This is a genomic window from Candidatus Thiothrix phosphatis (assembly GCF_035668035.1).
In the GTDB taxonomy this organism is placed as follows: Bacteria; Pseudomonadota; Gammaproteobacteria; order Thiotrichales; family Thiotrichaceae; genus Thiothrix; species Thiothrix phosphatis.
This window is the reverse complement of the sequence record NZ_JAYMYJ010000005.1, coordinates 1-23,985: the sequence shown is the minus strand read 5'-3', so window position 1 is coordinate 23,985 and position 23,985 is coordinate 1. Positions and strand designations below refer to the sequence as shown.

Sequence of the window (23,985 nt, the reverse complement as noted above, 5' to 3'; positions counted from 1 at the left end):
GCAAAGTTTATTCCCAATTTGTATTCTTACGCTATTGCGGATAGATAATGGAAACGTAAAAATGCAAACAGCCACCCTCTCCAGCAAATACCAACTGGCCATCCCTAAAGCCATCCGTGAGCAGATGAACCTGCAAGCAGGGCAACAGTTCACCGTTCTGGCCAAGGGCAACACGATTGAACTGGTGCCGATACGTTCCCTGCAATCCATGCGAGGCCTGCTTAAAGGCGCGAATCCGGCAGGCTATCGTGATCGGCAGGATCGCTTCTAATGGCCTGCGTGGTGGATACCTGTGGCTGGATTGAGTGGCTGGCCGATGGTGTGTTGGCTGATCAGTTCGAGCCATGGTTGGGCGATTTGGCAGCGGTGTATATGCCGACGGCGATTCAGTTTGAGCTGTATAAATGGGTTAAGCGCGAAAGCGGCGAGACCCATGCGCTGGAAGTGGCGGCTCTGACTGAACAAGGTATCGTGACGCCGTTGAGTACGCCGATCAGCTTATTGGCAGCAGACCTTGCGCTGCAATACGGATTGTCATTCGCTGATGCCATTATCTACGCTACTGCACAATACCGTCACGTTACATTGGTAACGGCAGATGATCACTTTGCGGAATTGCCGGATGTAGTGTATTACCGCAAAGGCAAGCAGCCATGAGCAGCCACATCCAGTCACTGCAACGCAGAAAATTGCTGCCCAGCCCGCCGGATTTCCTGGCGGAGGCCGTGCAGTACGAAGTCATTATGGGTTCGGTGGCGTATGGCGTCAGCAACGACAGTTCGGACATGGACATCTACGCCTTTGCAATCCCACCCAAGCAGATGATGTTCCCGCATTTGCGGGGCGAAATTCCGGGCTTTGATGCGTATTCGGTGCAATTCGAGCAGTACCAGCAGCACCACATCCTGGATGCCGACGCGCTGGGCGGCAAAGGGCGGGTGTACGATGTGACAGTGTTTGCGGTTGCCAAATATTTCCGCCTGCTGATGGACAATAACCCCAACATTATCGATAGCCTGTATGTGCCGGAAAACTGTGTGTTGTACGCCTCGCCGATTGGCAAACTGGTGCGGGAACGGCGGCAGTTGTTTCTGCACAAGGGTTGCTGGGCCAAGTTCAAGGGTTATGCCTACGGGCAGATGCACAAAATCCGCACCAAGGAGCCGGAAGGCAAGCGCAAGGCGCTGGTCGAGCAATTCGGCTATGACGTGAAATTCGCCTACCACGTCGTGCGCCTGCTGGGTGAGGTCGAGCAATTGCTGATGCATGGCGACATGGATTTGCAACGCGATGCCGAGCAGATGAAAGCGATCCGCCGGGGTGAATGGTCGTTGCCGCAACTGGAAGATCACTTTGCCCGCAAGGAGGCTGATCTGGAACGGGTGTATCTGGCCAGCCGTTTGCCGGATGCGCCGGATACTGACGCCATCCGCCAGTTATTGACCGATTGTCTGGAACAGCATTTCGGCTCCATCAGCGAGGTGGTCAGCCGCCCGCATGAGGCGGAACGGGCGCTGGATGAGATTGAAAAAACACTAAAAACTTACCGGGGCAATGCGTAAATGGCGTTGGCCAATAGCGGCAACAGCGTGATTCAGTAGTGGATGGTTTCCCCGCTGGTCTACCGGGAAGATAGCGGGCACTAACGGGAGTGGTTGACCCGCTGTGTCTGGCATTGCACTGCTCAACGGGCAGGCAAACGCACTATCCCAGTCGCCAGCGCCGTCCCCAGCACAATCACCGCCCCGCCCAGCAGCATTGGCGTAGTGATGGTTTCGCCCAGAAACAGCTTGCCCCACAGCACCCCGAACACCGGAACCAGAAACGTGACAGTCACCGCCCTTGCGGCGCCGATTTCCGTCAACAGCCGGAAAAACAGCACGAACGCCAACGCAGTGGAACCCACGCCCAGACAGACCACCGCCAACCATGCCTTCAGGTCAGGCATCACCGCAGGCCAGAACCAATAGGCCAATGGCGACAACACCAGTGACGCCATCAGTTTCGCCCCGGCAGCGGCAGCCAGCGAGGGGACGCCCACCAAGGTTCGCCGCATGTAATTGGCGACGAACCCATAGCTCAATGTTGCGCCAAGCATCGCCACAATCGCCCAGCCGGAACCACCCGGCTTGAAATCAGCCTTGTCCGCCGCCAGCAGCAGGACGCCCACAAACCCAATCAGCAAGCCCGCCGCCTGCGACTTGTTGAGCCGTTCACCCAGCCACAGCAGGGCAATCAGCGCCGTGAAAATGGGTGTGACCGCATTCAGGATTGACGCCAGCCCGGCGCTAATTGACAGCAACGCCCACGCAAACAGCACAAACGGCAACGCCGAATTGAATACGCCCACCACCAGCATGGCACCCGCGCGGCTCCACAATATCCCGAGCTGGCCACGCCACCATAACAGCGGCAACAGGCACGCTGCCGCAATCGCCACCCGCAGCCAGATCAGCGGAACCGCCCCGAAAGCCGGAGCCGCATAGCGCATGAACAGGAACGACCCGCCCCACAAAGCGGCCAATAGCAGCAGGTCAAACAGGTTGCGCGGCGTCATGAGAGGCATCCCGGAATAAAAAAACGCATTGTCCGTGCGAATATTGGCGCAAGTCCAATCATCCTTTCCTTAAAGCCAGCACTGCATTGTCCAGCCATCCCCAATCGTCAGCGTTTCACCCGCCAGCAGCTGCCGGATGGAAGGCCCCAGCAAATCTAAACGGCTATCCAATACCTTGGCTTCCAGCCCCGCCTCCCGAAAACGTGCGATGTTGTGACTGGTCTGCTCCAGAATCTGCTTGTCCTGGCGCAAAATGACGCCGAACAGTCGCCGCAGAAACAGCCGCTTCAGCCAACTAGGCAACACCCCGCTTCGGGTCGCCACCCGTGCATGGATGCGCAAGCGGCCTTCACTTTCCGGCGTTAGCCAAGCCGTCACCAACAGGTTCAGCCCATGCTGGCCACGGTATTCAATTTCCGCCACACCAGGCAGCCGGAAACGCCCCATGCTGCCTTGCCGGTCGCCTTCCAGCAGGCTGGAAATTAGCCCCGCCTGCAAACCTTCCCCGCTGTAACGCGCCTCTATCCCATCCGCCAGATGATGCACACTGGCCCGCACCTGCTGGCGCCGGTTGTCGCGCCGAATCCAGCCTGCATGGACAAAATGGGTGTGAAAACCATCCAGAAAGTTTTCCGCCGCCTGTTGCAGCGTGCATTTCACCGTGTCCGTCATGAAGAAATAATCAACCTTCTCCGTGACAGCAGGCGCTGCGGGCGGTGGCGTCCCAGCATCCGGCACCAGGCATACCCACACCAGCCCGTGTGCAATCTGGCAGGGAAAGGAAGCCAGCAGCGGTTTGCCGGTTTTCTCCAGCGCCATCCCCGGCACGGCGACGCAGCAGCCATCCGCGGCGAAACGCCAGCCGTGGTAGGGGCATTCCAGCTCGCCGTTGCGCACCCGCCCGCCGGAAAGCGGCGCATGACGGTGCGGGCAACGGTCATGCAGGGCTGCCACTTGCCCGGACGCATCCCGGAACAGCACCAGCGGCACGCCCAGCAGGACTCGCGCCAGCGGCTTGCCGCACGCCAGTTCCGCCCCGGCCGCCAACGGATGCCAGTAAGTACGCAAATCGATCACAGTTTCAACCTCTGCATCAGGGGCACGCCAATTCCATGCAACAGCCCGCCCAGCATCCGCCAGACACGCTGCCGTGCAGGCGGCAAGTGCGCCACGTACACCATGCTGTATTCGATTTCCGGCTGGCCGCCGCGCAAGCGTTTGAAATGCGCCGCGCCCGAGCTGAAATTAAGCAGGCATTTGCGCCCGACCGCTGCTTGCAGGCACAGCCGGGTAATCAGCCGATACAGGCCGGTTTTCTGCGGCAAGGCAGTGTCGTAACCCACCACCGGCGCGGTCAGGATGGAGCCATTGCCAAACCAGCCGAGCACCCCATCAATCCTGCCTTGCGGCGTGCGCAGGGCAAGCAACTCCAACCAGCCGTCACGCTGCCCCAACCGCAGCCAGTCGGCGCTGAATTGCGGGTTCAGCGGGCAATACTTTTCCAGATACAGCAGGTTGTACAAATGCTCCAGACGCAGGTAGTCGCTGTCGGCCAGCTCGCACCCCGGCACGAGTGCGTAATCCGTCCTGCGCAACAGAGTGGCGTCGATGCGGGTATTGTGCCGTTGCAGGAAAGGCGCTTGCCGCCCGGCACGCCCGTCGAACAGGTAAACCTGTCGGCTCGGCACCGATACGTACCCCAGCGCCGCTAACTTTTCCAGCAACAACGGATTGCTGAAACGGTTGAGGGAACGGAAACCAAACGCATGGTCAGGAAAGCGTTCCCGCAACAGCCGGGTGATGGCCTCCAGTTCCGCGCCCTGCCATTCCGGCGGATACAGGTTGGTCGACAGCAGCCAGTTATTGACCTGCACAATACGGTCGATGTGCTGCCCTTGCAGATGCCTGCCCACACCTGCCGCCAGTTTCTGCAACGGCCACGCCAACCACGGGCGGTTCAGGTGCGCCAGTTCGTAATCGGCATAGCCGGTGTAGGCGGTCAGCGGCGACACCACATAGCTATTGTCCGGGCGTTCGCCGCCGTCATTGATGCTGACTGGAAAGTGGTGCGCGCCAATATCCAGCAGCGCCATCCGGGTAACGACATTGTTGATTTTGTCTGCGGCATGCAGCACGAATTTCGCCGCCAGCGAATCATCGTCAGCCGGAATCTGCCCAGGTTCGATCAACTGCATGCAGCCTCCTGCATCGGCTGGCCATCCCATTCAATATCGGCGGTGGTCGCCGCCAGCAAACCACGCCGCAGTGATGCCACGTGCCAGAGAATTTCCAGCAGGGCAGGAAACTGCGCCCCCAACGGCCCCCAGTCCCCGCTGCGGACGATAGTGTCGCGGGCGGCAATAAAATCCTGCCAGAAAGCGCGGCGCAGGCCATAACGGGGCAGGGCGAACAACAGCATGGCGAGTGCAATCATGCGGGGCTGCTGCGTCGGTGCCAGCAGCGCATCACTACCCTCCAGCAATGCCTGCACCAACGCCTCCGGTTGGTCATCAAACAAATGCACCCCGCTGGTCGCACGCGGATTACATTCCAGCACAAAACACTGCCCGTCAACGGTTTCGATGAAATCAAACGCCACCTGCCCGTTATAGCCGGTGGCTTGCCCAAAATGCGCCACAAATGCGCGGATGGCAGGCGGGTCAGTCGGCTCAAACCAGATGCCGGAACCGCGCCCGACCCGGTAACGCGGATGGTAACAGGCATGCGCAGCCAGCCTGCCATCCACCAGCAGGCTGTAACTGCAATGCTCCTTCCCCGCGACACAACGCTGCGCCACCCACGGCTGTTGTGCGGTGGGCTGCACCTCCAGCAATTGCCTACGGCCTGGGCGGATGAGCGTGCGGTTGGCAAAGCGGGAATAAGCTGGTTTGAACACCCAGTCGCCCGCCCTGTCCGCCCATGCAGCCACAGCGGCGGCGGATTCCAGCAGGTGCGATTCCGGCGCTGTCAGCGGCCAGCCTTGCGTCATCTGTGCAAACTGGTATTTGTGGTGCAACGGCTGCAAAGCCTCCAGGGGCATACCCACCACCCGGCAGGGAATGCGTTCCAGCCCGTAGCCCAGATAGAAAACCTCCTCGCAGGTGGGCAACACCAAATTGATGGAACGGGTTTGCACCGCGTGACGCAGGGCGTCTATCCAAGCATCCGGATTACGGCGAGGTTCCGGCAGGCGCAGGTAATGGCGGATGGCGCGGCTGTAGCGGGTAACCGGGGAAAACAGCGAATCCGCCGCCGTCACCTCCCAACCGCTGGCGGCAAAGGCGCGCGCCCATTCCAGGCAGGCCGGGGCGCGTGCGCCAAGAATCAGAACGTGCATGACAATCCCTCCGGCATGGCAAGCATCCGCACCCGCCGCCGCTTTGCGCCCAGCGGCAGCGCCTGCCAGTCAGTGAAGTGCGCCGTTGGAGCCTGTACGCCCAGTTCCCGCCACAAATCGGCAAGGCAAGCAGCGACAGTCTGCCGGGTCTGGCCGGGATCACCATCAGCCAGCAAGGCAATATGCAGTGTCATGCCCTGCTGTTGCACGGCGAATTCGCGCACCTGCGGCCCGGCCAGCAACATGGCGCGGCGGATGAAATCGGGGAACACGGCCACCGCCCTGCCATCAGGCGCAGGCAGCCACAGCACTTCGTCCGCACGCCCCTCGATGGCGGCGATGCTGCGTTCCGCCCGCCCGCAGGCGCACGGTTCCTCCGTTACCCGCAGCACATCATTGAGGCGGTAGCGCACGATCAGTTGGGTCTCGCGGGTGAAATCGGTGATCACCGGCTGGAAACGGGTACGCTCAGCATCCAGCCATTCCGGCTCCACCTGCACAAAGCTTTCGTTGAGATGCAGCGAGCCGCATTCGCAGGTGTAGGCCAGAAAACCCTCAGTCGCCTGATAAATCTGGTGGGGAATCATGCCGAAGGCGGAGCGCACAGCTTCCGCATCCCGGCTTTCCAGCACTTCCGCAACCGCAATAATGTGGCGGGGGTAGATATGCAGGTGTCCGGCGGCGGCTTCTGCGGCCAGCGCCCGCAACACCGGCGGCGGCGCGACCAGCACATCCGGCGGAGTGGCGTTGAGTCGCGGCACGGCGGCTTCCACCCCCAACAACAGGTCGTGGAAACTGAAGCGGAGGCGGCGGCTATTGAGCGTGGTGTAAAGGTTGCTGTTGGCACGCAGGAAAAACGCGATGTTCAGCGGCGCACGCCACGCCGACAACAACTGCCCCAGCAACGGCGGCGGCAGGGTACGCGCCAGCAGGATGCCCGCCCAGCGCAGGCGCTCGGCCTTGCTGACCAGAAAGACGCCGCGATTGCCCGAAGTGCCGCTGGACAGCCCCACCGTCAAGCCCTCGTAGGTGGGACTGAAATCACGGCTGCTTTCCGCCTGCAAAGCGATCGGCAAGACCGCATCCAGCGCCATGCCACGGGTGTTGTATGCCTGAAAATCCGCCATCATGGTCGCCTTGTCCATCACCGGCAGTTCCGCCAGCGCAGTCGGGCGCAAACCCCGGAAAGCTTGCGCCCGTGGCAGCACCTGCCGGAAAAACCGTTGCAGGCGCTGTTGTTGCCAGCGTTCCAGCCGGTCGCGCTCACGGAAATCCAGCCACCAGCGGGTGCGGGCAAAATGCGCCGCCATGATGGCTGCATCAGGCATCATGCAGGTATTCCCGCCAGGCGACCGAACAATGCGAAGGCAACAGCGCCAGCGCCGGTTCGCGCAGCGCCAGCGCGTGCAGGCTCAGGAAGGTTTGCGCATAACGGCGGCGATCCGGCGTAATCATTGCCACCAGCCGGGAAGGCAGCCGCCCCTCACGCAGGAATGGCAACGACCAGGCAGCGTCACCGATCAGGAACACAGGCCGCCCCCCAGCATCCGGCAGGAACAGCCCCATTTGCCCATGGCTGTGGCCGGGCAGCGGCACGGCAATCAGGCTGCCATCGCCCAGCAGGTCAAAGCCGTTGGCAAACGGTTGCAACCACAGCGGTAACTCCACTGGCGAACAATCATCGGCAGCCTGCACGCGCTGCGGAAAATCCTCCGGCAACAAACCCGGCAGATACGCTTGCAAGGTCGCCCGCCAGCGTTTGCCGGTCAGCGCCAAAAACTGTTCGGTATCCTTACGCAGGGCGAAAAACCTTGCCTGCGGAAAATCACGCAACCCGGCAATATGGTCGCCGTGGTAGTGCGAAACAATCACCGTACCGATGTCGGCGGCCGTCAGCCCCAGTTCCGCCAGTTGCGCTATCAGGCGTTCGGATGGCGGCAGGTTGACCGGCAGGAAACTGCGGTACAAGCGTTCCGGCAGTTGTTCTGTGGCAGTAAAAAAGTGTTCGGCGTAACCAGTGTCATACAGAATCCAGCCGTGCGCAGGGTGCCGGATCAGGCCGCACAAGGCGGGGAAATCCATCATTGCCCAGCGCCCACCACGCGCCGCCATGCATTCCAGGTGACGGCACGCACCGACCCGCAGCAGGTGTAATTTGACAGGGCTAGTCATTGGTGTGTACTCCCTTGTGCGTGCCACCAAGCGGCATGGCGGCGGATGCCTTCATCAATGCTGACTGGCGGGCGGTAACCCAGCTCATGGCGCAGCGCGTCGATATCGAGGGTCTGGCTGAAAGCCATGACACCGGCGCTGTAACGGGTCAGCAAAGGTTCACCGCCAGCGCCCAGGGTTGCGTGCCATTCCAGCAAACGCGCCAGTGCCGAAACCAGTGGCCACGGCACACGGCGGGTACGCAACGGCAGGCGGAATTCCCGTGCCATCACGGCCAGCACCTCCCGCAAACAGCGTGGTTCGCCATTGCTGATATTGTAAGTGGCCAACGCACGCGGCAACGGGCGGGTCAGCGCCAGCCAGATGGCTTCCACCGCATTGTCGATGTAGGTCAGGTCGATACGGATATCACCACCGCGCATCAGCGGCAGGGAACCGCGTTGCATGACCCGCAGTAGGCGTGGCATCAGCGTCTGGTCCCAGGGGCCGAACAGCGCACGCGGGCGCACAATGACACTTTCAGGCAAAGGGTGTTGCCGCACCAGCGTTTCGGCCAGGGTTTTGCTGCGCACGTACTCATTGGCGGGCGGCGGCAGCGGATCGTCTTCACGGATGTCGAGCCGGTCAGCAAAGCCAAAATACAGGCTGGGGGTGGAAACGTGGATCAGGCGGCGGGTTCCGGCGACATGCCCTGCATCCAGCACTTCCCGGGTGCTGGCGACATTGGCGCGCTGGAAGGCTTCCACCGTTCCCCACGGCGCCGAGAGGGCGGCGCAATGAATGATGGCGTCCGCGCCTTGAGCCAGAGTTCGCAGGCTGGCAGCAGCATCAGGCGAGCCGTGTTCCAGCGCTTGCCATGCCACCGGGCGGGGAGCAAGGCGCATGACTTCCTGCGCGGCGGCGGGATTGCGGCCAGTGAACACAACCTGTGCGCCTTCAGCGGCGGCGCGCCACACCAGATGCCGCCCAAGAAAGCCGGTGCCGCCGGTAATGAGGATTTTCATCAGTACTCCAGCACCATGCCGCCCAGCGACAAACCCGCGCCAGTGCCGAGCAGCAACAGTTTGTGGCCACGCTGGATACGCCCGTCACGTATCGCCACATCCAGCGCCGTCGGCAGTGACGCCGCAATCTGGTTGCCATAATCGGCAAAGATATTGATGACCTTTTCCGCCGGGAAACCGAGCCGCTTGCTGAGGTGGGCAAGCGCCAGATGGCTGGCCTGATGCGGCACCACCCAGTCAATCTGTGAACGGGTCAGACCGGCCTGCTGCAACAGGCGTTGCAGAAAACCCGGCAGGTATTGGGAAGCAAGTTTGAACACCCGCTTGCCATCCATCCTGAACAGCGTCAGTGGCTCGAAAGGCTGGTCAATGCGGCTGGGGTGGAAACGGCTGCCACCTGCCGGTATCTGGCACAGTTCAGCGCCTTCCGAAACCGTCAGCAGGTCGCTGGCAAGGATGCGGGAGGTGCTGCCCAACGGGCTGGAGGCCAGGATGGCGGCAGCGGCACCGTCACCGAAAATGGCGCTGGCTTCCAGGGTTTGCCAGTCAAGGCCGCAGGAAGCAATATCGGCAGCGACAACCAGCACACGCTGGTAACGGCCCGCAGCAATCGGCCAGGAAAGCGTATCGAACGCCGCCAGAAAACTGAGGCAGCTCATATTGACATCAAACGCGGGAATATGTACGCCCAACCCCAGTTCGCGGTGAATCAGGGCGGCATTACACGGCATGCCCTGATCCAGGGTGCCGCTGGCGGCGACCAGGCAGTCAATGTCACCAGCCGGAAGATGGGCGGCGCTGAAGGCTTGCTGGCAGGCTTTGGCGGCAATGCTGGCGGCGTTTTCATGCGCCGCGGCGAAATGACGCTGCCTGACGCCACCGGCGTGCTGGATGGTTCCGGGCGGCAAACCCAGCCGCCGGTCAAGCTCCGCACTGGTAACTGCTTGTGTGGGTACGGCATGGCCAGTGCCCAACAGGGTGATGTGACGGCAGGCAGGGGGCGTTTGCATCGTTGCGGAACCTCGTGATGGGAAAGTCATGGCTGTCATTTTAATGAAGCCAGACCCTTACTCTATACCGTCGGCAATTGAAAATTCGGTATGGATGATCCCGCAGGGTTGGTTGGCCTCCAACGTCAACCAACCTTGCCCAACGGGCAGGAATAAGGCCCTCTCTTTTGAATGCCTACTTCCCCTCAGTTCTGGGGGTGGGCATTAAGGGCATCGATAAGACGGCGGTTCGCATCCTCAGGCTTGATCCCAAGCCTTAACCGTGCCTCGGCAGCAAGGCGAGCCTTCTCTGCATCTGAGGCAGCTTGCTGATTGCTTTCCTGCTTTTTGCGCTCCTGCTGTTCTTTGATGCTCTTGTAAATCTCATCATTTTGGCGTCGGATGCGCTGTTGCTGATCATAAAATATCAGCCCTTCCCGATAACCTTTGTTGAAAGGTTCCTCCAAACCTGGCTTGTCACACATCTTGCCGTGGAAAGGGCCCCTTCTTCCGACTGCCTTGCCATTGTCGTAGGTGCAGAAAGCTTTTTCCCCCCTGCCATAACCCTGCAGATACAGCCACTTGTTGGGGGTGATGCCCACTTTGCCACAATCTTGGCCGTAGGACGTTAACAGGCTGTCACTCCCTTTCATGGCATCGGCATAACCCAACTGTTCCCAATTCGCAGTCTTGCATTCCTCCGGTTGCAGGGAAGCACAAGATGCCAACACCAAACCCAAGCCCACAAACATTATTACCTGTTTCATTGACATATCCTCCTGAAAAAGTCTGTTAGCTTGAAGTACGGTTTTCCCAGGAAAAAGGGGTTAAGTCATGGCCGATAATTTGGGTACTGGAGTTCAAACGCCTGCAATTCCGCCCGCGCCTGCGCCACCTTGCCCTGCCGCAACAGTTCGGCAATCGCCGCCAGCCATTGCTGAGGGTTCTGGCGCACTTCGTCGGTAATGCCATTTTGCTCCCCCGCCTGTGTATCAGGGTGGGTGACAATGCCTTTGTCCACCTGACCTCCACGGGTCACATATTCCGGCTGCTGGAGGCTAGGGAGCAGGGTTGGCAACAACACACCAAACAATACCCCGGCCATCAGTGCTGCCGGGATACTGAACGCAGGCCCCGGTAACAGGGAGCTTGCCCAGTCAGCAGCCAACAACTTGCGCCACCAGGACTGCGGCTTGACCGGGGCGGCCTGCGGCTGGCGGCATGGCGGAACCATGTCGAGCATACGCGCCTTGGCAGCGGCAGAAAGCGTTTCCTCCTGCACAAACACCTGTTCCGCAGGCAAGAGGTCGGCCTGGACATTGGTGGGCAGGGCTTGCAAATCCTGCCGTACCTGTTGCTGGAACTGCTCATCCAACAACGCTGTCCGGTACAGTTTGGCAAGTTCCTGTCCGAAAGCGTCGTCGTCTTCCAACGGTTGTTGATTGTCGATTGTCATGTTCAAGCCTCCACTACCCTATCCAGGCCCTGCGAGGCTTCCACCAGCACACGCTTGAGTTTGTTTTTGGCATAGCGCAGATGGGATTTGACCGTTTCATCCTTTTCCTGCATGTGTTGGGCAATCGCTTTCAGCGAATAGCCCGCCAGTTGCAGGGTCAGCGCCTGACGCTGGCGTTCCGGCAAACCCGCCACCGCCTGCTTGAAGGATTGCAACCGGCCTTGCGACTCGCGTTCGTCTTCCAGCGCCTCGAACTGCTTTGCCGGGTCGGCATCATGGTCAGCCAAGGCTGGCTGGTCATCATCTTCCAGATGGCCCATACCTTCACCGGGATTGCGTTTCTGTCGGGTATTGGCCCGGTAATCATCAATGGCCTGGTGTTTGGCAATAGCGCACGCAAACCCCCAGAAGCTGCTGTCCTGCACCGGTTTCCCGCAATACTGCACCAGCTTTGCCCAGGTGTTCTGTACGCAATCCTCAGCGGCCTCGTAGCTGTCGTAAATGCAGCTCCGGCGGATATAACGCAACAACCGATCGCCCAACAGGTTGACCAATTCAATACTGGCGCGGTGGTCGCCCTGACAGAATCGTTCATACAATTGCCTATACTGGGCATCCACAACAGTATCGTTATACATGGCTAAACACTCTGGAAGAAAAAACGGGGTTAAATGACACCATGCTACCCGGAATCAAACGCCGCACCAAAAAGAAAGGCGCTGTATCAGCGCCTTTCCTGTGAGTGGTTACGGCAAGCAGATCACTCGGCTTGGCCGACCATGTAGTCAACCGCAGCCTTGACTTCATCATCGGACAGGGCGGGGTTGCCGCCTTTGGCAGGCATTGCATTCTTGCCGTGCAACGCGCTGTTGAGCAGGGCATCCTTGCCAGCCGCAATGCGTGGCCCCCAAGCAGCCTTATCACCCAGTTTAGGGGAACCGGCGACGCCTACGTCATGGCAGGAGAAGCAGATGCCTTTGTAAATTTTTTCCCCATCGATAGCCGCAGCAGCGGGTGCAGCCTGTTCAGCCTGCGCCGCCATGCCGGACATGCCGCCCATGCCGCCCATGCCTTCCTGCGCTGGGGCAGTTTGCGCCGCCATGCCGGACATGCCGCCCATGCCTTCCTGCGCTGGGGCAGTTTGCGCCGCCATGCCGGACATGCCGCCCATGCCTTCCTGCGCTGGGGCAGTTTGCGCCGCCATGCCGGACATGCCGCCCATGCCTTCCTGCGCTGGGGCAGTTTGCGCCGCCATGCCGGACATGCCGCCCATGCCTTCCTGTGCCGGGGCTGCCGCCTTCACTTGGCTAGACAAGTCAATGCCCGCTTTTCCGGTCATGTAGACAATGGCGTTCGTCAATTCTTCATCGGTGATGGATGGGTCGCCGCCACGGGCTGGCATGGAGTTCAAACCATTGATGGCATGATTCAGCAAGCTGTCGAGGCCTTTGCTTGCACGCGGCTCCCACGCGGCCTTGTCATCCACCTTCGGCGCGCCCAACACACCCGCACTATGGCAGGAGGTACAAACTGCATTGAAAACCTCTTCGCCGGAACGGGCCGCCTTGACAACGCTCTTATCAACCGCATTGACCGAACCGATCGGCGCAATATTGGCATCAGCCGCCGCCATCTGCATGGACGTGTCTTCCGCGCCCTTAGTGGAATTTTTCTCAATGGTGTTGATCAGACTGGAAACCAGTACGGTAACCGCCGCGCCGAGCAGGACAAGGCCACCGATCAGTACCGGCTTTGCCATAGGGTCATTAGGTGTTGAGTGAGCCACATTTTCCTCCTGTAAACCGGACGACAACCTGCCCGGCAATCACTGAAACCAAGAAACCAGAAAATCTTAAACCGCCGGATTATATGCAATATCCCTAATACTGACCATCCATCCGGGCTGAAATCTTGACGTGAATCATACGAAAAACCGGAGTTTTTGCATATGAATACTAAGATGGACGTGGCCGCAAGGGTTGGGTATGATGCGACTTCTACCGCGCACCCGTAGCTCAGGGGATAGAGTGTTGGCCTCCGAAGCCAAAGGCCGCTGGTTCGATTCCAGCCGGGTGCGCCATTAAATCAAAGACTTACGCAAACAGGCAAGCAGTTGCCTTGTTGCAGTTCACCCAAATTTCAACCCATGTTGGATGGGGGCTGCGGCGGGCATGATATCGGGTTCGCTACAAAGCCTGTTCAGGAAATCCACCACCGACAGCCCCAATTCATAGGCCATATTGACGGGCACGGCATTGCCGATCTGTTTGTATTGGGAGGTCAATGCCCCTTTGAATTGCCAGTCATCCGGGAAAGTCTGGATACGGGCGTACTCGCGCACAGTGAAGGGCCTGGTTTCTTCAGGGTGGCAGCGTTCGGTCTGTTTCTGGGCGGGCGCGCACGTCAATGTCAAGCAAGGCTCATCCCAATGCATCCGCCGGGCCATGCCAGTTTTCCCCCCACTCAGATGGAAGCTGCCTTTCATATAAGCGCGCTGGACATCTTCTGGCAAGTCACGCCAATAGCCGCCGGGCGGGACTTGCTCCATGACAGACTTCTTGCCTGCCGGGTAGGTTTGCCCTGAAGAGCTTGGGGCATCACACGGGAAAAGCTCGCCAGCTTTCAAGGCATCACGCAAAGTATAAATCTTTTGGTAAGGGCGGGGCCAGAGGAATGCCGCCTTATTGGCGAGGTCATTGCGGATGCCAATCAGGATCAGGCGTTCGCGTTTCTGTGGCACGCGGTAGAAAATGGCTTTCGTCAAATGCGGCTCAAGCAAGGTGTAGCCAAGTTCATCAATGACAGAACGGATATTGGCAAGGGTCTGGCCACCGTCATGGGTGAGCAGGCCGCGCACATTTTCCGCCAGGAACATCTTGGGGTTGGTTTCTTTCACCGCTCGGGCAAACTCGAAAAACAAGGTGCCACGGGCATCCTCAAAGCCCATTTTCTTGCCTGCATAGCTGAATGCCTGACAGGGGAAACCACCCGTCACCACATCAACCTGATCCCGGAAAGGGGTGAAGTCCACCCCACCAATGTCACCACACCTGACATCCCAATGGGGGCGGTTGGCCAACAGGGTGGCGCAGGTGTCCTTGTCGATTTCATTCAGCAGGATGTTTTTCAGCCCGGCTTTTTCCAGCCCGATTGCCAAACCACCCGCGCCCGCAAACAATTCAATGGTCTGGTAAGTGTGGTCAGGGGTGATGCTGGGGCGGTTGATGTCATCAAAGATGAAACTCAGCTCCTCAAACTGCCGCAACTGGTCTTTGTGGTAAAAACGGTAATTGTTCATGGGGTTACGGGTTGAACGCAGTTTCCCGCTGTTGTCCCAGCGGCGTAGCGTTTCCTTGGACACCCCCAACATATCGGCAACTTGTGCCATGGAATACAGGCCATGCATCAGGCTGCCACCTTGCAGGGGGTGGCATCCCCCAAACAGCCTGTTGCCATGATCGCCTGCCCCAACATCTGGATGACGGGTACGGAAACACTATTGCCCACCAATTTCATCCAACGGCTACGGGATTCGGGTAACTGGAAATCAGGGGGGAAACCTTGGATCAGGCAGGCTTCTGCGCATGAGATTTTCCGGAAGCGTTGGGGCTGGAAGATTTCCCGCAAGAATGCCTGCTTGTAATCCGCTTCGGTGTCCGCATCAATGTCTTGCAATGCCACAAAATCGTTGGTGTCGCTTGCCACCAAGGTGGGGAAGGCTTTTGAGCGGGGCAAGAAAATGCGGTTGATGCCTTCAATGCCTGTGCTGATTTTTGTATAACGGAACTCATACCGCACCTCGCTGCATGCCAGCACCCCTTTGGCCACCAAGGATTGGATCTTCTTGTCCAGGTTGGCCCTGGCTTTTTTTAGCTCACGGCATTCCTTCAGGGAATCCAAGGTGATTTCCCCCGCCTTTGCATGCTGCAACACCAACCGTTCACCATAATCCAAGTCCAAATGGCTGTATGGTTTGGCATGGTAGGCATAATCAACCGTCTTCAGGATTCCTACTGCCACCAAAGCATCCAGCTCTGCCTGCTGGATGGAGCTGTCCAGTCTCCGCAAATGGGTGAGTGACAAAGGGTTGCCATCCAGTTTGCCATACGTGCGTTTGCGGCGGTTACGCAGCATCAGTAAGCAAATCTGCTTTTGCCTGTCTGTTGTCGGGAGCAAATCCCATGAATGGATCGTGGTCGGGCCATTGCGGATGTCATTGAATAGGAAAAAATCATTCATGCCGCTGAGTTTGCGGTGACGGCGCCCATCATCCACGGGGTTGCCGAACAGGTCAGCCTGGAACCCAACCATTGCGGCAACTTGTTGGCCCTTATTGCCTTGCAGCACATCCGCCAGTTTCAGGGTGCTTTTGTGTGGGGCGGGAAGGCTGAACTTCTGCAAATGCGCCTCATGCAGGAAGCCGACGATGTACACCCTGACCCTATCCTGCGGCACGCCATAGTCGGAGGAGTTCAGCACGAAATGTTTGGCAAAGTAACCAGCTTGGCGGATACGGGCAAGGACATAGGACGATGCGCCCTGGTTGCGGGGGTCTGCCAGCCCTTTGACATTTTCAAAGATGAAGGCTTTAGGGCGGAACTGGTTGAGCAGATAGAGCGTGTCATTCCACAATTGCCCCCGGTCATCATCGAACCCTAAATTCTTGCCCGCAATCGACCAGCTTTGGCAAGGCACGCCTGCCGTCAGGACATCATGCTGGGGCAGTTGTTTTATCTTGGTGATGTCACCGAGGTTCAAGCCTGCGTCTTCCCTGAAGTTCGTGCAGTAAGTGTTGATGGCATCGTTGTGGATTTCGCTGAAATTGAGGCACTTGCCCCCCAGGCTCTCCAGTGCCAACCGGAACCCACCAATTCCGGCAAACAGATCAATAAAAGTGAAGGCTGGCGTGCTCATTTTAACCGATACCCCCCACTGTCCACGGGTGGCTCAATGCAAAGGAATTCACGGTAAATCCGTTCCTGGTATTCTTTTCCCAACTGGTTCACTTCATGGATAAAGTTGGTGTAAGTCCCCTCACCGCCAATGAAGTCCCAAAATTCATTGCCGATCAGCACGCAAGGGTCATTGCACATGTCGAACCAACGTTTTGGAAATGACCATTGGTAGTCTTCCTTGCGCGGGCCATAAGGGTTGTAGGGTAATGCATAGTAAGCCCCATCAACGGGTGAACCATCCATCGCCCGCAGCTTGAACATCTTTTCCTTGCTGACCTTTGTCTGGTCGCTGTTCGGCAATGGCCCTGCCCGCCGTGATGGTGTGGCCCATCAGGCACTCCCCGTGTGTTTCACTGGCAACCACTTGGGCAAGTTTCTCCCATACACCGCCAAAAGGGGTGACGAACCTCCGTTCAAAGTGTGAACCCTTGAAAATCTCATCAGGGACAAGAGCAGCATACAAGGGTTTGAGGGAATGATGTTTTTCCTTTATGAATGGATCTTCAACCAACACTTTGTGCATCACACGGCTCATCATTGTGCTGATAGTCTCTTGAATGGCAGCGGCAATCTTGGTTTTGTTGTCCATGTATGTCTAAAATACCCTAAGCAACCTTATACATGGTTATCATTATATGGTAGACCACATCGACAAAGCCACCCGTTCGCGCACTATGGCCGCCATCCGCAGCAAGGATACGAAGCCGGAAATGTGGGTGCGCTCCGCATTGCACAGGCAAGGGTTCCGTTTCCGGCTGCACAACAAGCAGTTACCCGGCTCCCCAGACCTCGTGCTGCGTAAGCACAAGGCCGTCATCTTCATCAATGGCTGTTTCTGGCACCAACACCAAAACTGCAACATGGCGCATATCCCTGAAACGCGCCGGGAATTTTGGGAGAAGAAATTTGCCCGCAATGTCGCCCGTGACCAAAAGACCCTCTATCAATTGAAGGTGATGGGCTGGAGGGCGGCGGTGGTTTGGGAGTGTGGGTTACGCAAAAAAAGCAGGGGGGACTCCTTATCCCAACTAATAACCTGGCTCCACAGTGGCGACGAATATTTTGAAATCCCCGTCTACGATGAATTCAATGAGCTGTGACAGATATGGGGCTGATATGCCAAGCTTTGGGATATATGTCCTGCTTCCAGACCGCCAGATTTATCCCTAACTGATGTTGCGCAGTAGCCCTGAATGCCTGCAACTCCTCAAAGGGCGAAAGTGTCGATTGATCCTTGCTCTAGTTGCTTAAATATTTATATGGGCATAAATGATGGCGTAACTCTAAATTTTTACCATCTCAGTAAATCATGTTGAGATAGTTTTCCCAACTATCGCGTGATAGATTGCCCGCAAAGTATTGTTGGTGATCATAAATGACTCAGGACAGGGAAAACCGTATCAAGGCGCTTTGCGCAGCAGTGCAAGAGCTAACCGATGGGCAAATAGGCTGGATCGAGGCTGTTGTGAACCGCTTTGAGCAACCAGCATCATTCAAGCGAAACCCAGCCTCTGATCTTCTCGATGACTGTGTCCTTCAGGACTTCGGGGATGCACTGCGTATCCATCACAGCTTTTCAAAAGAGCCTTTCACCAAAGACAAATTTGAGTATGCCTTGGAGCGTGTACTGAAATTTTGCGGTGGTGACGATGCCGCCGAATTGGCACCCAAAGGCAACCCGGGGCATGACATCACCATAAAGGGGGTGCCCTTTTCCCTGAAAACACAGGCCGACAAAAACATTTCGGTTGACCACATCCACATTTCCAAATTCCACGAGCTGGGCAAAGGTAGCTGGGGAGATCAGGATGCTGACTTGGTTGGCTTGAGGGAGCAGTTCTTTGAGCACATGCGCTCTTATGGCCGTATTTTGTCCTTACGTTGTTTGGAGACTAAAAAAACCGCATCTTGGCGTTATGAGCTGGTGGAAATACCGAAAGGCCTATTAGCAGAAGCGGCAGCCGGTCAGCTTGAAATGAAACATAACAGTAAACAATACCCAAAGCCAGGATACTGCTATGTCACAGATGAAGCAGGCAATACCCGCTTCCAGTTATATTTTGATGGTGGCACTGAGCGAAAATTGCAAATCAAGCGCCTCGATAAAAGCCTGTGTATTGTCCACGCGGAATGGATTTTCAGTGCCTAAATCAATCTTGGATGTACTTGACTGATACGTTCTCTGGCCATGTCGGCATAGTCTTCTTTCATTTCGATGCCAATGCAGTTTCTTCCGGTTTCAAGGGCGACCGCGCCCACTGTGCCACTGCCCAGAAATGGATCCAATACAGTGGTTCCGGGAGTGCTGCCAGCGAGAATACACAGGCGTACCAACTGGCGGGGAAACACGGCAAAGTGTGCACCTTTGAACCCTTCTGTATTGATGTTCCAGACTGAGCGCCGGTTTTTGCTTTTGCCATTGGTTTGGCCGTTCACGACTGCCGGTTCCTTGACAGCATCATGGTCGTAGAAATATTTGTCGGATTTTGTCAGCAGGAAAACATGCTCATGTGAACGGGTGGGACGGTCTCTGACAGATTCCGGCTGACAGTTTGGCTTATGCCAGATCACTTCAGAACGGAGATACCAACCGTCTGCCTGTAACGCAAAGGCCAGCTTCCAAGGCACACCAATGAGATCCTTGGGTTTCAATCCATCCGGGGTGTCAGGTCGGTAACTCATCGCCCTACCCTCGTTCTTTTTGTCTGGCGCGCGCCATTTGCGGTTGCCGCTGGTATACGAATCGCCAATGTTAAGCCACAAAACACCATCTGAACGCAGTGTTCTACGGACTTCACGGAACACGCCTACCAGATTGCTGATGTAGTCTTCTATCTTTTCCTCAGCACCGATTTGTTGCTCATAGTCGTAGTCCCTCAGCCCCCAATACGGCGGTGATGTTACGCAGCACTGGAAAGTTTCATCAGGTATTTCCCGTAATTTTTCCCGAGCATCACCCACCAGAATTTTTACTGATCCTTGATCCATCACGTCATCGTACTGTGTGATTCGTCCCGCTAAAGCCATTTACCAACACCTTTTGCCATCTGCGTTTCTATTATAACGGATGTTACGAGTAGCCCTGAGTGCCTGCAACTCCTCAAAGGCTGAACGTATGGCATTGATTCATCCTTGGACTACAGCAGGGCAGTCTGACAACTGCGTAACATCAGCCCCATAATTGGCAGGTATGAAACTGGTTGCTGGGCAACCCCCAAAAACCCATAGTTGCCGTGGTTTTGCATATTGCGCTATAGATAAGCGGATCAAGGCTCCAGAACAATCAACGATAAAATATTCCATCAAAACCCAAAGGAAGGATTTGCCCAATGAAACTGAACATCAATGGCGCCGAGCAGGAATTCGATGTCTCGCCCGACATGCCCCTGCTATGGGCCATCCGCGACCACGCCAACCTGACCGGGACCAAATTCGGCTGCGGCATGGCGCAGTGCGGTGCCTGCACCGTGCATGTGGACGGGCAGGCGGTGCGTTCCTGCATCACCCCGGTTTCCAGCGTGGCCGGCAAGCGCATCACCACCATCGAGGGCGCAACCCAGTCGTCCAAAGTGACCCAGGCCTTGCAGGAGGCATGGGAATATTTCAATGTCCCGCAGTGCGGCTACTGCCAGTCGGGGCAGCTCATGTCCGCCACCGCCCTGTTGGGGGCAAACCCGCATCCGGCGGACGCCGACATCGACGCGTTCATGGCGGGCAATATCTGCCGTTGCGCCACCTATCAACGCATCAGGGCTGCGATCAAACGCGCCGCTGGCCAATTGGCATAAGGAGCAAATCATGACTGCCAAAATCAATGCGGGACGCCGCCATTTCCTGAAAACCTCCGTCGGCGCGCTGGGCGGCCTGATGCTGGGCGTGTACTTCACCGATGCGGCTGCGGATGAAGCGGCATCAATGGCCGGGATGGCCGGGCCGGGTCTGGCGGGCGAAGCCGGGCAGAAAGCGGCGCTGATCGAGCCGCATGCCTTCGTGCGCATCACGCCCGACAATATCGTGACCGTCATCATCAAACACCTGGAAATGGGGCAAGGCAGCCACACCGGGCTGGCCACGCTGGTGGCCGACGAGCTCGACGCCGACTGGGGCCAGATCCGCACCGAAGGCGCGCCCGCCGACCCGTCGAAATACGCCAACCTGACCTTCAGCCCGATGATGGGCACCGGCGGCAGCACCTCGATGGCCAATTCCTTCCAGCAGATGCGCAAGGCCGGTGCCGCCACCCGCCTCATGCTGATCGCCGCTGCCGCTGAACGCTGGGGCGTCCACCCGGCGGAAATCACCGTCAAGGCAGGCGTGCTCAGCCACCCTTCCGGCAAACAGGCGAGCTTCGGCGAGCTGGCCGAGGCGGCGGCCAGACAGCCCGTGCCGGAAGACGCCACGCTGAAAACGCCGGACCAGTTCATTTACATCGGCAAAAGCAACCTGCGGCGGGTGGACGCCAACGCCAAATCCACCGGCATGGCGCATTACACCCAGGATGTGAAACTGCCCGGCATGCTGACGGCGCTGGTGGCGCATCCGCCGCTGTTCGGCGCGACGGTGAAAGCATTCGACGCCGCCGCCGCCAAAGGTGTCAAGGGCGTGGTCGATGTTGTGCAAATCCCCACCGGCGTGGCGGTGCTGGCGCAGGATTTCTGGAGCGCCAAACAAGGCCGCGACCTGTTGCAGGTGGAATGGGATGACAGCAAGGCTTATCAAGGCAGCAGCGACCTGCAAATGGCGCAATACCGCGAGCTGGCCAAACAGCCCGGCCTGGAAGCCAGGAAAGAGGGTGACGCTGACACCGCCTTGCAACAGGCCGCCACCGTGCTGACCGCCGCCTATGAGTTCCCCTATCTGGCGCATGCGGCGATGGAGCCGCTCAACTGCGTAGTGCATTTGCACGATGACGGCTGCGAAATCTGGAACGGCGAACAGTTCCAGTCCATTGACCAGCCTGCGGTCGCCGAACTGCTGGGCCTTAAGCCCGAACAGGTCAAAATCAATGCGCTGTTCGCAGGCGGGTCATTTGGCCGCCGCGCCAACCCCAAGGCCGATTACGTGTTGGAAGCGGCCAACATCGCCAAGGCGTACCCGCAACGCCAGCCAATCAAGCTGGTGTGGACGCGTGAAGACGACATGCGCGCCGGTTACTACCGCCCGGCCTATTACCACGAAATCCAGGCCGGGCTGGATGCGTCCGGCAAGCTGACAGCCTGGAAACAGCGGCTGGTCGGCCAGTCGATCCTGAAAGGCACAATGATGGAAATGATGGTCAAGGATGGCATCGACCCTACCTCAACCGAAGGTTCCGGCGAGCCTTACAGCATCCCCAACCTGCGGGTGGAACTGCACACCGTCGGGGATGTGGGCGTGCCGGTGCAATGGTGGCGTTCGGTCGGCCACACCCACACCGGCTTCGCCACCGAATGCTTCATGGATGAACTGGCGCACGCTGCCGGTAAAGACCCGCTGGAATTCCGCCGCGCCCTGTTGCAGGACAAGCCCCGTCACTTGCAGGTGCTCAACCTCGCCGCTGAAAAGGCGGGCTGGGGCGAAAAACTGCCGGAAGGGCGCGGGCGCGGCATCGCCCTGGTCGAATCCTTCAACTCTTACGTGGCGGAAGTGGCCGAAGTCACCGTGCATGCCGACCGCAGCTTCTCGGTCGACCGGGTGGTGGTGGCGGTGGATTGCGGCGTGCCAGTCAACCCGGATGTGATTTACGCGCAAATGGGTGGCGGCGTCGGTTTCGGCCTGTCGGCGGCTTTGGGTGAAAAGGTCACCCTCAAGAACGGTAAAGTCGAACAGGCCAATTTCGACACGTACCCGGTGTTGCGCATGCCGCAGATGCCATCCGTGGAAGTGCACATCGTGCCATCCAACGAAGACCCGACCGGCGTGGGCGAACCGGGCGTGCCGCCGCTGGCCCCGGCGGTGGCCAATGCGCTGTTCGCCGCCACCGGCAAGCGCATTTACCAGTTGCCGATTGGGCGGACAGTGTAGGAAGGCTTCACCCCCTTCCTATTACAGCAGCCAGCCCACGACCCACGGCAGGATGATGGAGGCCAGGAATGCCGCCAGCGCCATCGCCAGCCCGGCGAAGGCGCCCATTTCCGCGTTGACCTGAAACGCCCGCGCGGTGCCGATGCCGTGCGCGGCCACGCCCAGGGCGACGCCGCGCACACTGTCATCGCGGATGCGCAGCAGGTCGAACAGGCGCGTTCCCAGCACCGCACCGATAATGCCGGTCGTGACCACCAGCACGGCGGTCAGGGAAGGCAACCCGCCGATGCGTTCCGAAATCCCCATCGCCACCGGCGCGGTCACGGACTTGGGGGCCAACGACAGCAGCGTCTGTTTGTCGGCTCCCAGCCATTGCGCAATCTTGACTGCACTGGTGCCGCCAATGGTGACGCCCCCCAGCAGCGCCGCCAGCACTGGCAGCCACAGTTTTTTCAGTTTGGCGAATTGCCGGTACAGCGGGATCGCCAGCGCCACCGTTGCCGGGCCGAGCAGGAAATGCACAAACTGTGCCCCGGCGAAGTAATCCTTGTACGGCATCCCGGTCGCCAGCAGCAGGATGACCAGCAGGATGACAGAAGTCACCACCGGATTCAGCAGCGGGTTGAGCCCTACCCGCCGATACACCCGGACGGCGATCCCGTAGGCGATCAGGGTCATGGTCAGGCCGAACAGCGGTGACGCCGACAGGTAAACCCAGATTTCAGCGAAGCCGTTACTGCCCATGGGTTTCATCCTCCTTGTGGCCAAGCAGGCGGCTGACACCCTGCATAATCAGCGCCGTCGCCGCCAAGGTAATGACCGCACTGAGCAGCAGGGCCGCCGAGATGGGCAGCCATTCACCACCGATGCGCCCGAAATGCACAATCACCCCCACCCCCGCGGGCACAAACAGCAGCGACAAATAGCTGAGTAGGGCGCTGGAGGCGGTGTCCAGGGTTTTTTCCAGGCCGCCGCGCCACAGCAGGGTGCAAAACAGCAACAGCATGCCGAACACTGGCCCCGGCACTGACAGATGCAGCAAACGCGAACTCACTTCGCCGACCAGTTGGTAGACCAGCAGGATAGTGACGCCGGTAAGAAAATCAGGGGACATGGCAAGGTTCTCCAATAACAATTTTCCATTCAGGTGGGCCATTATTGTAACGGCTGGGGCAGGTTCTGTAGTGAACCTGGCTGACAAAAACTGCTTTGGCTGCCCTGAAGACAAGCTATTGTAACTTCAGGGCAACATCCCCGTCAGGCGAGAGTGCTGATACTGAAAAAAAGTGGCCATTAAATCCCAGTCAGTCATTTATGGTTCAGGTTTCTTGGCTTAATCTGGTTTATCAATAATCAGTTATTATTGAGCATCATGTATTTTTCTTCATTTATTGTGCATAAAGGGGCTTTTATGAACAAATATGTCGCTGAATTTTTAGGTACTTTCTGGCTTGTTTTGGGCGGTTGCGGTAGCGCCGTGCTGGCGGCTGCATTTCCTGACGTTGGCATTGG

Annotated in this window: 25 protein-coding genes, 1 tRNA gene and 2 pseudogenes; 9 read left to right on the top strand and 19 right to left on the bottom strand. The window is 58.2% G+C overall.

Annotated features, from left to right (window positions below; all coding sequences use genetic code 11):
- The first annotated feature begins 61 nt into the window (after nucleotides 1–61).
- Genes VSS37_RS00585 through VSS37_RS00575 form a run of 3 tightly spaced genes read left to right on the top strand, consistent with a single transcriptional unit; the run spans nucleotide 62 to nucleotide 1,562 of the window.
- Nucleotides 62–271 carry an AbrB/MazE/SpoVT family DNA-binding domain-containing protein gene (locus VSS37_RS00585; RefSeq protein WP_324692658.1) on the top strand — a complete coding sequence of 70 codons (210 nt, stop codon included), beginning with the start codon at nucleotides 62–64 and terminating at the stop codon, nucleotides 269–271.
- Nucleotides 271–657, top strand: a complete 387-nt coding sequence (locus VSS37_RS00580) for a type II toxin-antitoxin system VapC family toxin (protein ID WP_324692657.1) — start codon at nucleotides 271–273, stop codon at nucleotides 655–657. Before VSS37_RS00585 ends, VSS37_RS00580 begins: the two co-directional genes overlap by 1 nt.
- A complete protein-coding gene (locus tag VSS37_RS00575; RefSeq protein ID WP_324692656.1) occupies nucleotides 654–1,562 on the top strand; it encodes a nucleotidyltransferase domain-containing protein in 909 nt (302 codons plus the stop codon). Before VSS37_RS00580 ends, VSS37_RS00575 begins: the two co-directional genes overlap by 4 nt.
- Nucleotides 1,563–1,684: 122 nt before the next feature.
- On the opposite strand, the gene VSS37_RS00570 is transcribed toward VSS37_RS00575, so the two are convergent.
- From VSS37_RS00570 to VSS37_RS00545, 6 genes are all read right to left on the bottom strand, one after another.
- On the bottom strand, nucleotides 1,685–2,557 hold the full coding sequence (locus VSS37_RS00570) for a DMT family transporter (RefSeq protein WP_324692655.1): 873 nt from the start codon (nucleotides 2,555–2,557) through the stop codon (nucleotides 1,685–1,687).
- A 69-nt stretch (nucleotides 2,558–2,626) separates the two neighbouring features.
- On the bottom strand, nucleotides 2,627–3,634 hold the full coding sequence (locus tag VSS37_RS00565; RefSeq protein ID WP_324692654.1) for a Rieske 2Fe-2S domain-containing protein: 1,008 nt from the start codon (nucleotides 3,632–3,634) through the stop codon (nucleotides 2,627–2,629).
- Complete coding sequence (locus tag VSS37_RS00560; RefSeq protein ID WP_324692653.1) at nucleotides 3,631–4,752, bottom strand: GNAT family N-acetyltransferase; 1,122 nt, start codon at nucleotides 4,750–4,752, stop codon at nucleotides 3,631–3,633. The genes VSS37_RS00565 and VSS37_RS00560 overlap by 4 nt, the downstream gene beginning before the upstream one ends.
- Entirely contained in the window at nucleotides 4,743–5,894 is a 1,152-nt protein-coding gene (locus VSS37_RS00555; RefSeq protein WP_324692652.1) for an ATP-grasp domain-containing protein, read from the bottom strand. The genes VSS37_RS00560 and VSS37_RS00555 overlap by 10 nt, the downstream gene beginning before the upstream one ends.
- Complete coding sequence (locus VSS37_RS00550) at nucleotides 5,882–7,225, bottom strand: F390 synthetase-related protein (protein ID WP_324692651.1); 1,344 nt, start codon at nucleotides 7,223–7,225, stop codon at nucleotides 5,882–5,884. The genes VSS37_RS00555 and VSS37_RS00550 overlap by 13 nt, the downstream gene beginning before the upstream one ends.
- Nucleotides 7,215–8,066, bottom strand: coding sequence for an MBL fold metallo-hydrolase (locus tag VSS37_RS00545; RefSeq protein WP_324692650.1), 852 nt, complete (start codon nucleotides 8,064–8,066; stop codon nucleotides 7,215–7,217). The genes VSS37_RS00550 and VSS37_RS00545 overlap by 11 nt, the downstream gene beginning before the upstream one ends.
- Nucleotides 8,067–8,101: 35 nt before the next feature.
- Here VSS37_RS00545 and VSS37_RS21750 point away from each other — a divergent pair.
- Nucleotides 8,102–8,371 (top strand): annotated as a pseudogene (locus VSS37_RS21750) (hypothetical protein); the annotation flags it as partial.
- Here VSS37_RS21750 and VSS37_RS00540 read toward each other — a convergent pair.
- From VSS37_RS00540 to VSS37_RS00515, 6 genes and pseudogenes are all read right to left on the bottom strand, one after another.
- Nucleotides 8,333–9,070 (bottom strand): annotated as a pseudogene (locus VSS37_RS00540) (NAD-dependent epimerase/dehydratase family protein); the annotation flags it as partial. The pseudogenes VSS37_RS21750 and VSS37_RS00540 overlap by 39 nt on opposite strands.
- Entirely contained in the window at nucleotides 9,070–10,080 is a 1,011-nt protein-coding gene (locus VSS37_RS00535; protein WP_324692648.1) for a 3-oxoacyl-[acyl-carrier-protein] synthase III C-terminal domain-containing protein, read from the bottom strand. The gene VSS37_RS00535 and the pseudogene VSS37_RS00540, both read right to left, overlap by 1 nt.
- A 185-nt stretch (nucleotides 10,081–10,265) precedes the next feature.
- The gene (locus tag VSS37_RS00530; RefSeq protein ID WP_324692647.1) at nucleotides 10,266–10,832 is read right to left on the bottom strand and encodes a DUF2799 domain-containing protein; all 567 of its coding nucleotides are present in this window, start codon (nucleotides 10,830–10,832) and stop codon (nucleotides 10,266–10,268) included.
- Between the two features lie 59 nt (nucleotides 10,833–10,891).
- The gene (locus VSS37_RS00525; RefSeq protein ID WP_324692646.1) at nucleotides 10,892–11,515 is read right to left on the bottom strand and encodes a hypothetical protein; all 624 of its coding nucleotides are present in this window, start codon (nucleotides 11,513–11,515) and stop codon (nucleotides 10,892–10,894) included.
- Nucleotides 11,516–11,517: 2 nt separating this feature from the next.
- Nucleotides 11,518–12,153, bottom strand: coding sequence for an RNA polymerase sigma factor (locus tag VSS37_RS00520; RefSeq protein WP_324692645.1), 636 nt, complete (start codon nucleotides 12,151–12,153; stop codon nucleotides 11,518–11,520).
- A 122-nt stretch (nucleotides 12,154–12,275) separates the two neighbouring features.
- On the bottom strand, nucleotides 12,276–13,301 hold the full coding sequence (locus VSS37_RS00515) for a c-type cytochrome (protein WP_324692644.1): 1,026 nt from the start codon (nucleotides 13,299–13,301) through the stop codon (nucleotides 12,276–12,278).
- Between the two features lie 218 nt (nucleotides 13,302–13,519).
- On the opposite strand from VSS37_RS00515, the gene VSS37_RS00510 reads away from it, so the two are divergent.
- Nucleotides 13,520–13,595 (top strand) — tRNA-Arg (locus VSS37_RS00510).
- Between the two features lie 48 nt (nucleotides 13,596–13,643).
- Here VSS37_RS00510 and dcm (VSS37_RS00505) read toward each other — a convergent pair.
- Genes dcm (VSS37_RS00505) through VSS37_RS00490 form a run of 4 tightly spaced genes read right to left on the bottom strand, consistent with a single transcriptional unit; the run spans nucleotide 13,644 to nucleotide 17,059 of the window.
- Nucleotides 13,644–14,921: a DNA (cytosine-5-)-methyltransferase gene (gene dcm / locus VSS37_RS00505; RefSeq protein ID WP_324692643.1), complete on the bottom strand. Its 1,278-nt coding sequence runs from the start codon at nucleotides 14,919–14,921 to the stop codon at nucleotides 13,644–13,646.
- Complete coding sequence (gene dcm, locus VSS37_RS00500; protein WP_324692642.1) at nucleotides 14,921–16,429, bottom strand: DNA (cytosine-5-)-methyltransferase; 1,509 nt, start codon at nucleotides 16,427–16,429, stop codon at nucleotides 14,921–14,923. The genes dcm (VSS37_RS00505) and dcm (VSS37_RS00500) overlap by 1 nt, the downstream gene beginning before the upstream one ends.
- Nucleotides 16,426–16,731, bottom strand: a complete 306-nt coding sequence (locus tag VSS37_RS00495; RefSeq protein WP_324692641.1) for a TdeIII family type II restriction endonuclease — start codon at nucleotides 16,729–16,731, stop codon at nucleotides 16,426–16,428. Before VSS37_RS00495 ends, dcm (VSS37_RS00500) begins: the two co-directional genes overlap by 4 nt.
- On the bottom strand, nucleotides 16,694–17,059 hold the full coding sequence (locus VSS37_RS00490) for a TdeIII family type II restriction endonuclease (protein ID WP_324692640.1): 366 nt from the start codon (nucleotides 17,057–17,059) through the stop codon (nucleotides 16,694–16,696). Before VSS37_RS00490 ends, VSS37_RS00495 begins: the two co-directional genes overlap by 38 nt.
- 46 nt (nucleotides 17,060–17,105) lie before the next feature.
- Here VSS37_RS00490 and VSS37_RS00485 point away from each other — a divergent pair, with 46 nt between their 5' ends.
- Both VSS37_RS00485 and VSS37_RS00480 read left to right on the top strand, forming a co-directional pair.
- On the top strand, nucleotides 17,106–17,570 hold the full coding sequence (locus tag VSS37_RS00485; RefSeq protein WP_324692639.1) for a very short patch repair endonuclease: 465 nt from the start codon (nucleotides 17,106–17,108) through the stop codon (nucleotides 17,568–17,570).
- Between the two features lie 275 nt (nucleotides 17,571–17,845).
- Entirely contained in the window at nucleotides 17,846–18,619 is a 774-nt protein-coding gene (locus VSS37_RS00480; protein WP_324692638.1) for a hypothetical protein, read from the top strand.
- On the opposite strand, the gene VSS37_RS00475 is transcribed toward VSS37_RS00480, so the two are convergent.
- Nucleotides 18,616–19,497, bottom strand: a complete 882-nt coding sequence (locus tag VSS37_RS00475; RefSeq protein ID WP_324692637.1) for a DNA-methyltransferase — start codon at nucleotides 19,495–19,497, stop codon at nucleotides 18,616–18,618. The genes VSS37_RS00480 and VSS37_RS00475 overlap by 4 nt on opposite strands.
- A 302-nt stretch (nucleotides 19,498–19,799) precedes the next feature.
- Between VSS37_RS00475 and VSS37_RS00470 the strand changes: the two genes are divergently transcribed.
- Nucleotides 19,800–20,258: a (2Fe-2S)-binding protein gene (locus VSS37_RS00470; protein ID WP_324692636.1), complete on the top strand. Its 459-nt coding sequence runs from the start codon at nucleotides 19,800–19,802 to the stop codon at nucleotides 20,256–20,258.
- A gap of 10 nt (nucleotides 20,259–20,268) precedes the next feature.
- Nucleotides 20,269–22,473, top strand: a complete 2,205-nt coding sequence (locus tag VSS37_RS00465; RefSeq protein WP_324692635.1) for a xanthine dehydrogenase family protein molybdopterin-binding subunit — start codon at nucleotides 20,269–20,271, stop codon at nucleotides 22,471–22,473.
- A 21-nt stretch (nucleotides 22,474–22,494) separates the two neighbouring features.
- On the opposite strand, the gene VSS37_RS00460 is transcribed toward VSS37_RS00465, so the two are convergent.
- Together VSS37_RS00460 and VSS37_RS00455 are read right to left on the bottom strand one after the other, a co-directional pair.
- Complete coding sequence (locus VSS37_RS00460; RefSeq protein ID WP_324692634.1) at nucleotides 22,495–23,217, bottom strand: LrgB family protein; 723 nt, start codon at nucleotides 23,215–23,217, stop codon at nucleotides 22,495–22,497.
- A complete protein-coding gene (locus VSS37_RS00455; RefSeq protein WP_324692633.1) occupies nucleotides 23,207–23,587 on the bottom strand; it encodes a CidA/LrgA family protein in 381 nt (126 codons plus the stop codon). Before VSS37_RS00455 ends, VSS37_RS00460 begins: the two co-directional genes overlap by 11 nt.
- Nucleotides 23,588–23,985 lie beyond the last annotated feature (398 nt).

Excerpts from the sequence above, each read along its gene's own strand:
- VSS37_RS00585 (WP_324692658.1), top strand. The coding sequence starts at position 62 with ATGCAAACAGCCACCCTCTCCAGCAAATACCAACTGGCCATCCCTAAA.
- VSS37_RS00580 (WP_324692657.1), top strand. The coding sequence starts at position 271 with ATGGCCTGCGTGGTGGATACCTGTGGCTGGATTGAGTGGCTGGCCGAT.
- VSS37_RS00575 (WP_324692656.1), top strand. The coding sequence starts at position 654 with ATGAGCAGCCACATCCAGTCACTGCAACGCAGAAAATTGCTGCCCAGC.
- VSS37_RS00570 (WP_324692655.1), bottom strand. The coding sequence starts at position 2,557 with ATGACGCCGCGCAACCTGTTTGACCTGCTGCTATTGGCCGCTTTGTGG.
- VSS37_RS00560 (WP_324692653.1), bottom strand. The coding sequence starts at position 4,752 with ATGCAGTTGATCGAACCTGGGCAGATTCCGGCTGACGATGATTCGCTG.
- VSS37_RS00555 (WP_324692652.1), bottom strand. The coding sequence starts at position 5,894 with ATGCACGTTCTGATTCTTGGCGCACGCGCCCCGGCCTGCCTGGAATGG.
- VSS37_RS00550 (WP_324692651.1), bottom strand. The coding sequence starts at position 7,225 with ATGATGCCTGATGCAGCCATCATGGCGGCGCATTTTGCCCGCACCCGC.
- VSS37_RS00545 (WP_324692650.1), bottom strand. The coding sequence starts at position 8,066 with ATGACTAGCCCTGTCAAATTACACCTGCTGCGGGTCGGTGCGTGCCGT.
- VSS37_RS00535 (WP_324692648.1), bottom strand. The coding sequence starts at position 10,080 with ATGCAAACGCCCCCTGCCTGCCGTCACATCACCCTGTTGGGCACTGGC.
- VSS37_RS00530 (WP_324692647.1), bottom strand. The coding sequence starts at position 10,832 with ATGTCAATGAAACAGGTAATAATGTTTGTGGGCTTGGGTTTGGTGTTG.
- VSS37_RS00525 (WP_324692646.1), bottom strand. The coding sequence starts at position 11,515 with ATGACAATCGACAATCAACAACCGTTGGAAGACGACGACGCTTTCGGA.
- VSS37_RS00520 (WP_324692645.1), bottom strand. The coding sequence starts at position 12,153 with ATGTATAACGATACTGTTGTGGATGCCCAGTATAGGCAATTGTATGAA.
- dcm (WP_324692643.1), bottom strand. The coding sequence starts at position 14,921 with ATGCATGGCCTGTATTCCATGGCACAAGTTGCCGATATGTTGGGGGTG.
- dcm (WP_324692642.1), bottom strand. The coding sequence starts at position 16,429 with ATGAGCACGCCAGCCTTCACTTTTATTGATCTGTTTGCCGGAATTGGT.
- VSS37_RS00495 (WP_324692641.1), bottom strand. The coding sequence starts at position 16,731 with ATGTTCAAGCTGCGGGCGATGGATGGTTCACCCGTTGATGGGGCTTAC.
- VSS37_RS00490 (WP_324692640.1), bottom strand. The coding sequence starts at position 17,059 with ATGGACAACAAAACCAAGATTGCCGCTGCCATTCAAGAGACTATCAGC.
- VSS37_RS00485 (WP_324692639.1), top strand. The coding sequence starts at position 17,106 with ATGGTAGACCACATCGACAAAGCCACCCGTTCGCGCACTATGGCCGCC.
- VSS37_RS00480 (WP_324692638.1), top strand. The coding sequence starts at position 17,846 with ATGACTCAGGACAGGGAAAACCGTATCAAGGCGCTTTGCGCAGCAGTG.
- VSS37_RS00475 (WP_324692637.1), bottom strand. The coding sequence starts at position 19,497 with ATGGCTTTAGCGGGACGAATCACACAGTACGATGACGTGATGGATCAA.
- VSS37_RS00470 (WP_324692636.1), top strand. The coding sequence starts at position 19,800 with ATGAAACTGAACATCAATGGCGCCGAGCAGGAATTCGATGTCTCGCCC.
- VSS37_RS00465 (WP_324692635.1), top strand. The coding sequence starts at position 20,269 with ATGACTGCCAAAATCAATGCGGGACGCCGCCATTTCCTGAAAACCTCC.
- VSS37_RS00460 (WP_324692634.1), bottom strand. The coding sequence starts at position 23,217 with ATGGGCAGTAACGGCTTCGCTGAAATCTGGGTTTACCTGTCGGCGTCA.
- VSS37_RS00455 (WP_324692633.1), bottom strand. The coding sequence starts at position 23,587 with ATGTCCCCTGATTTTCTTACCGGCGTCACTATCCTGCTGGTCTACCAA.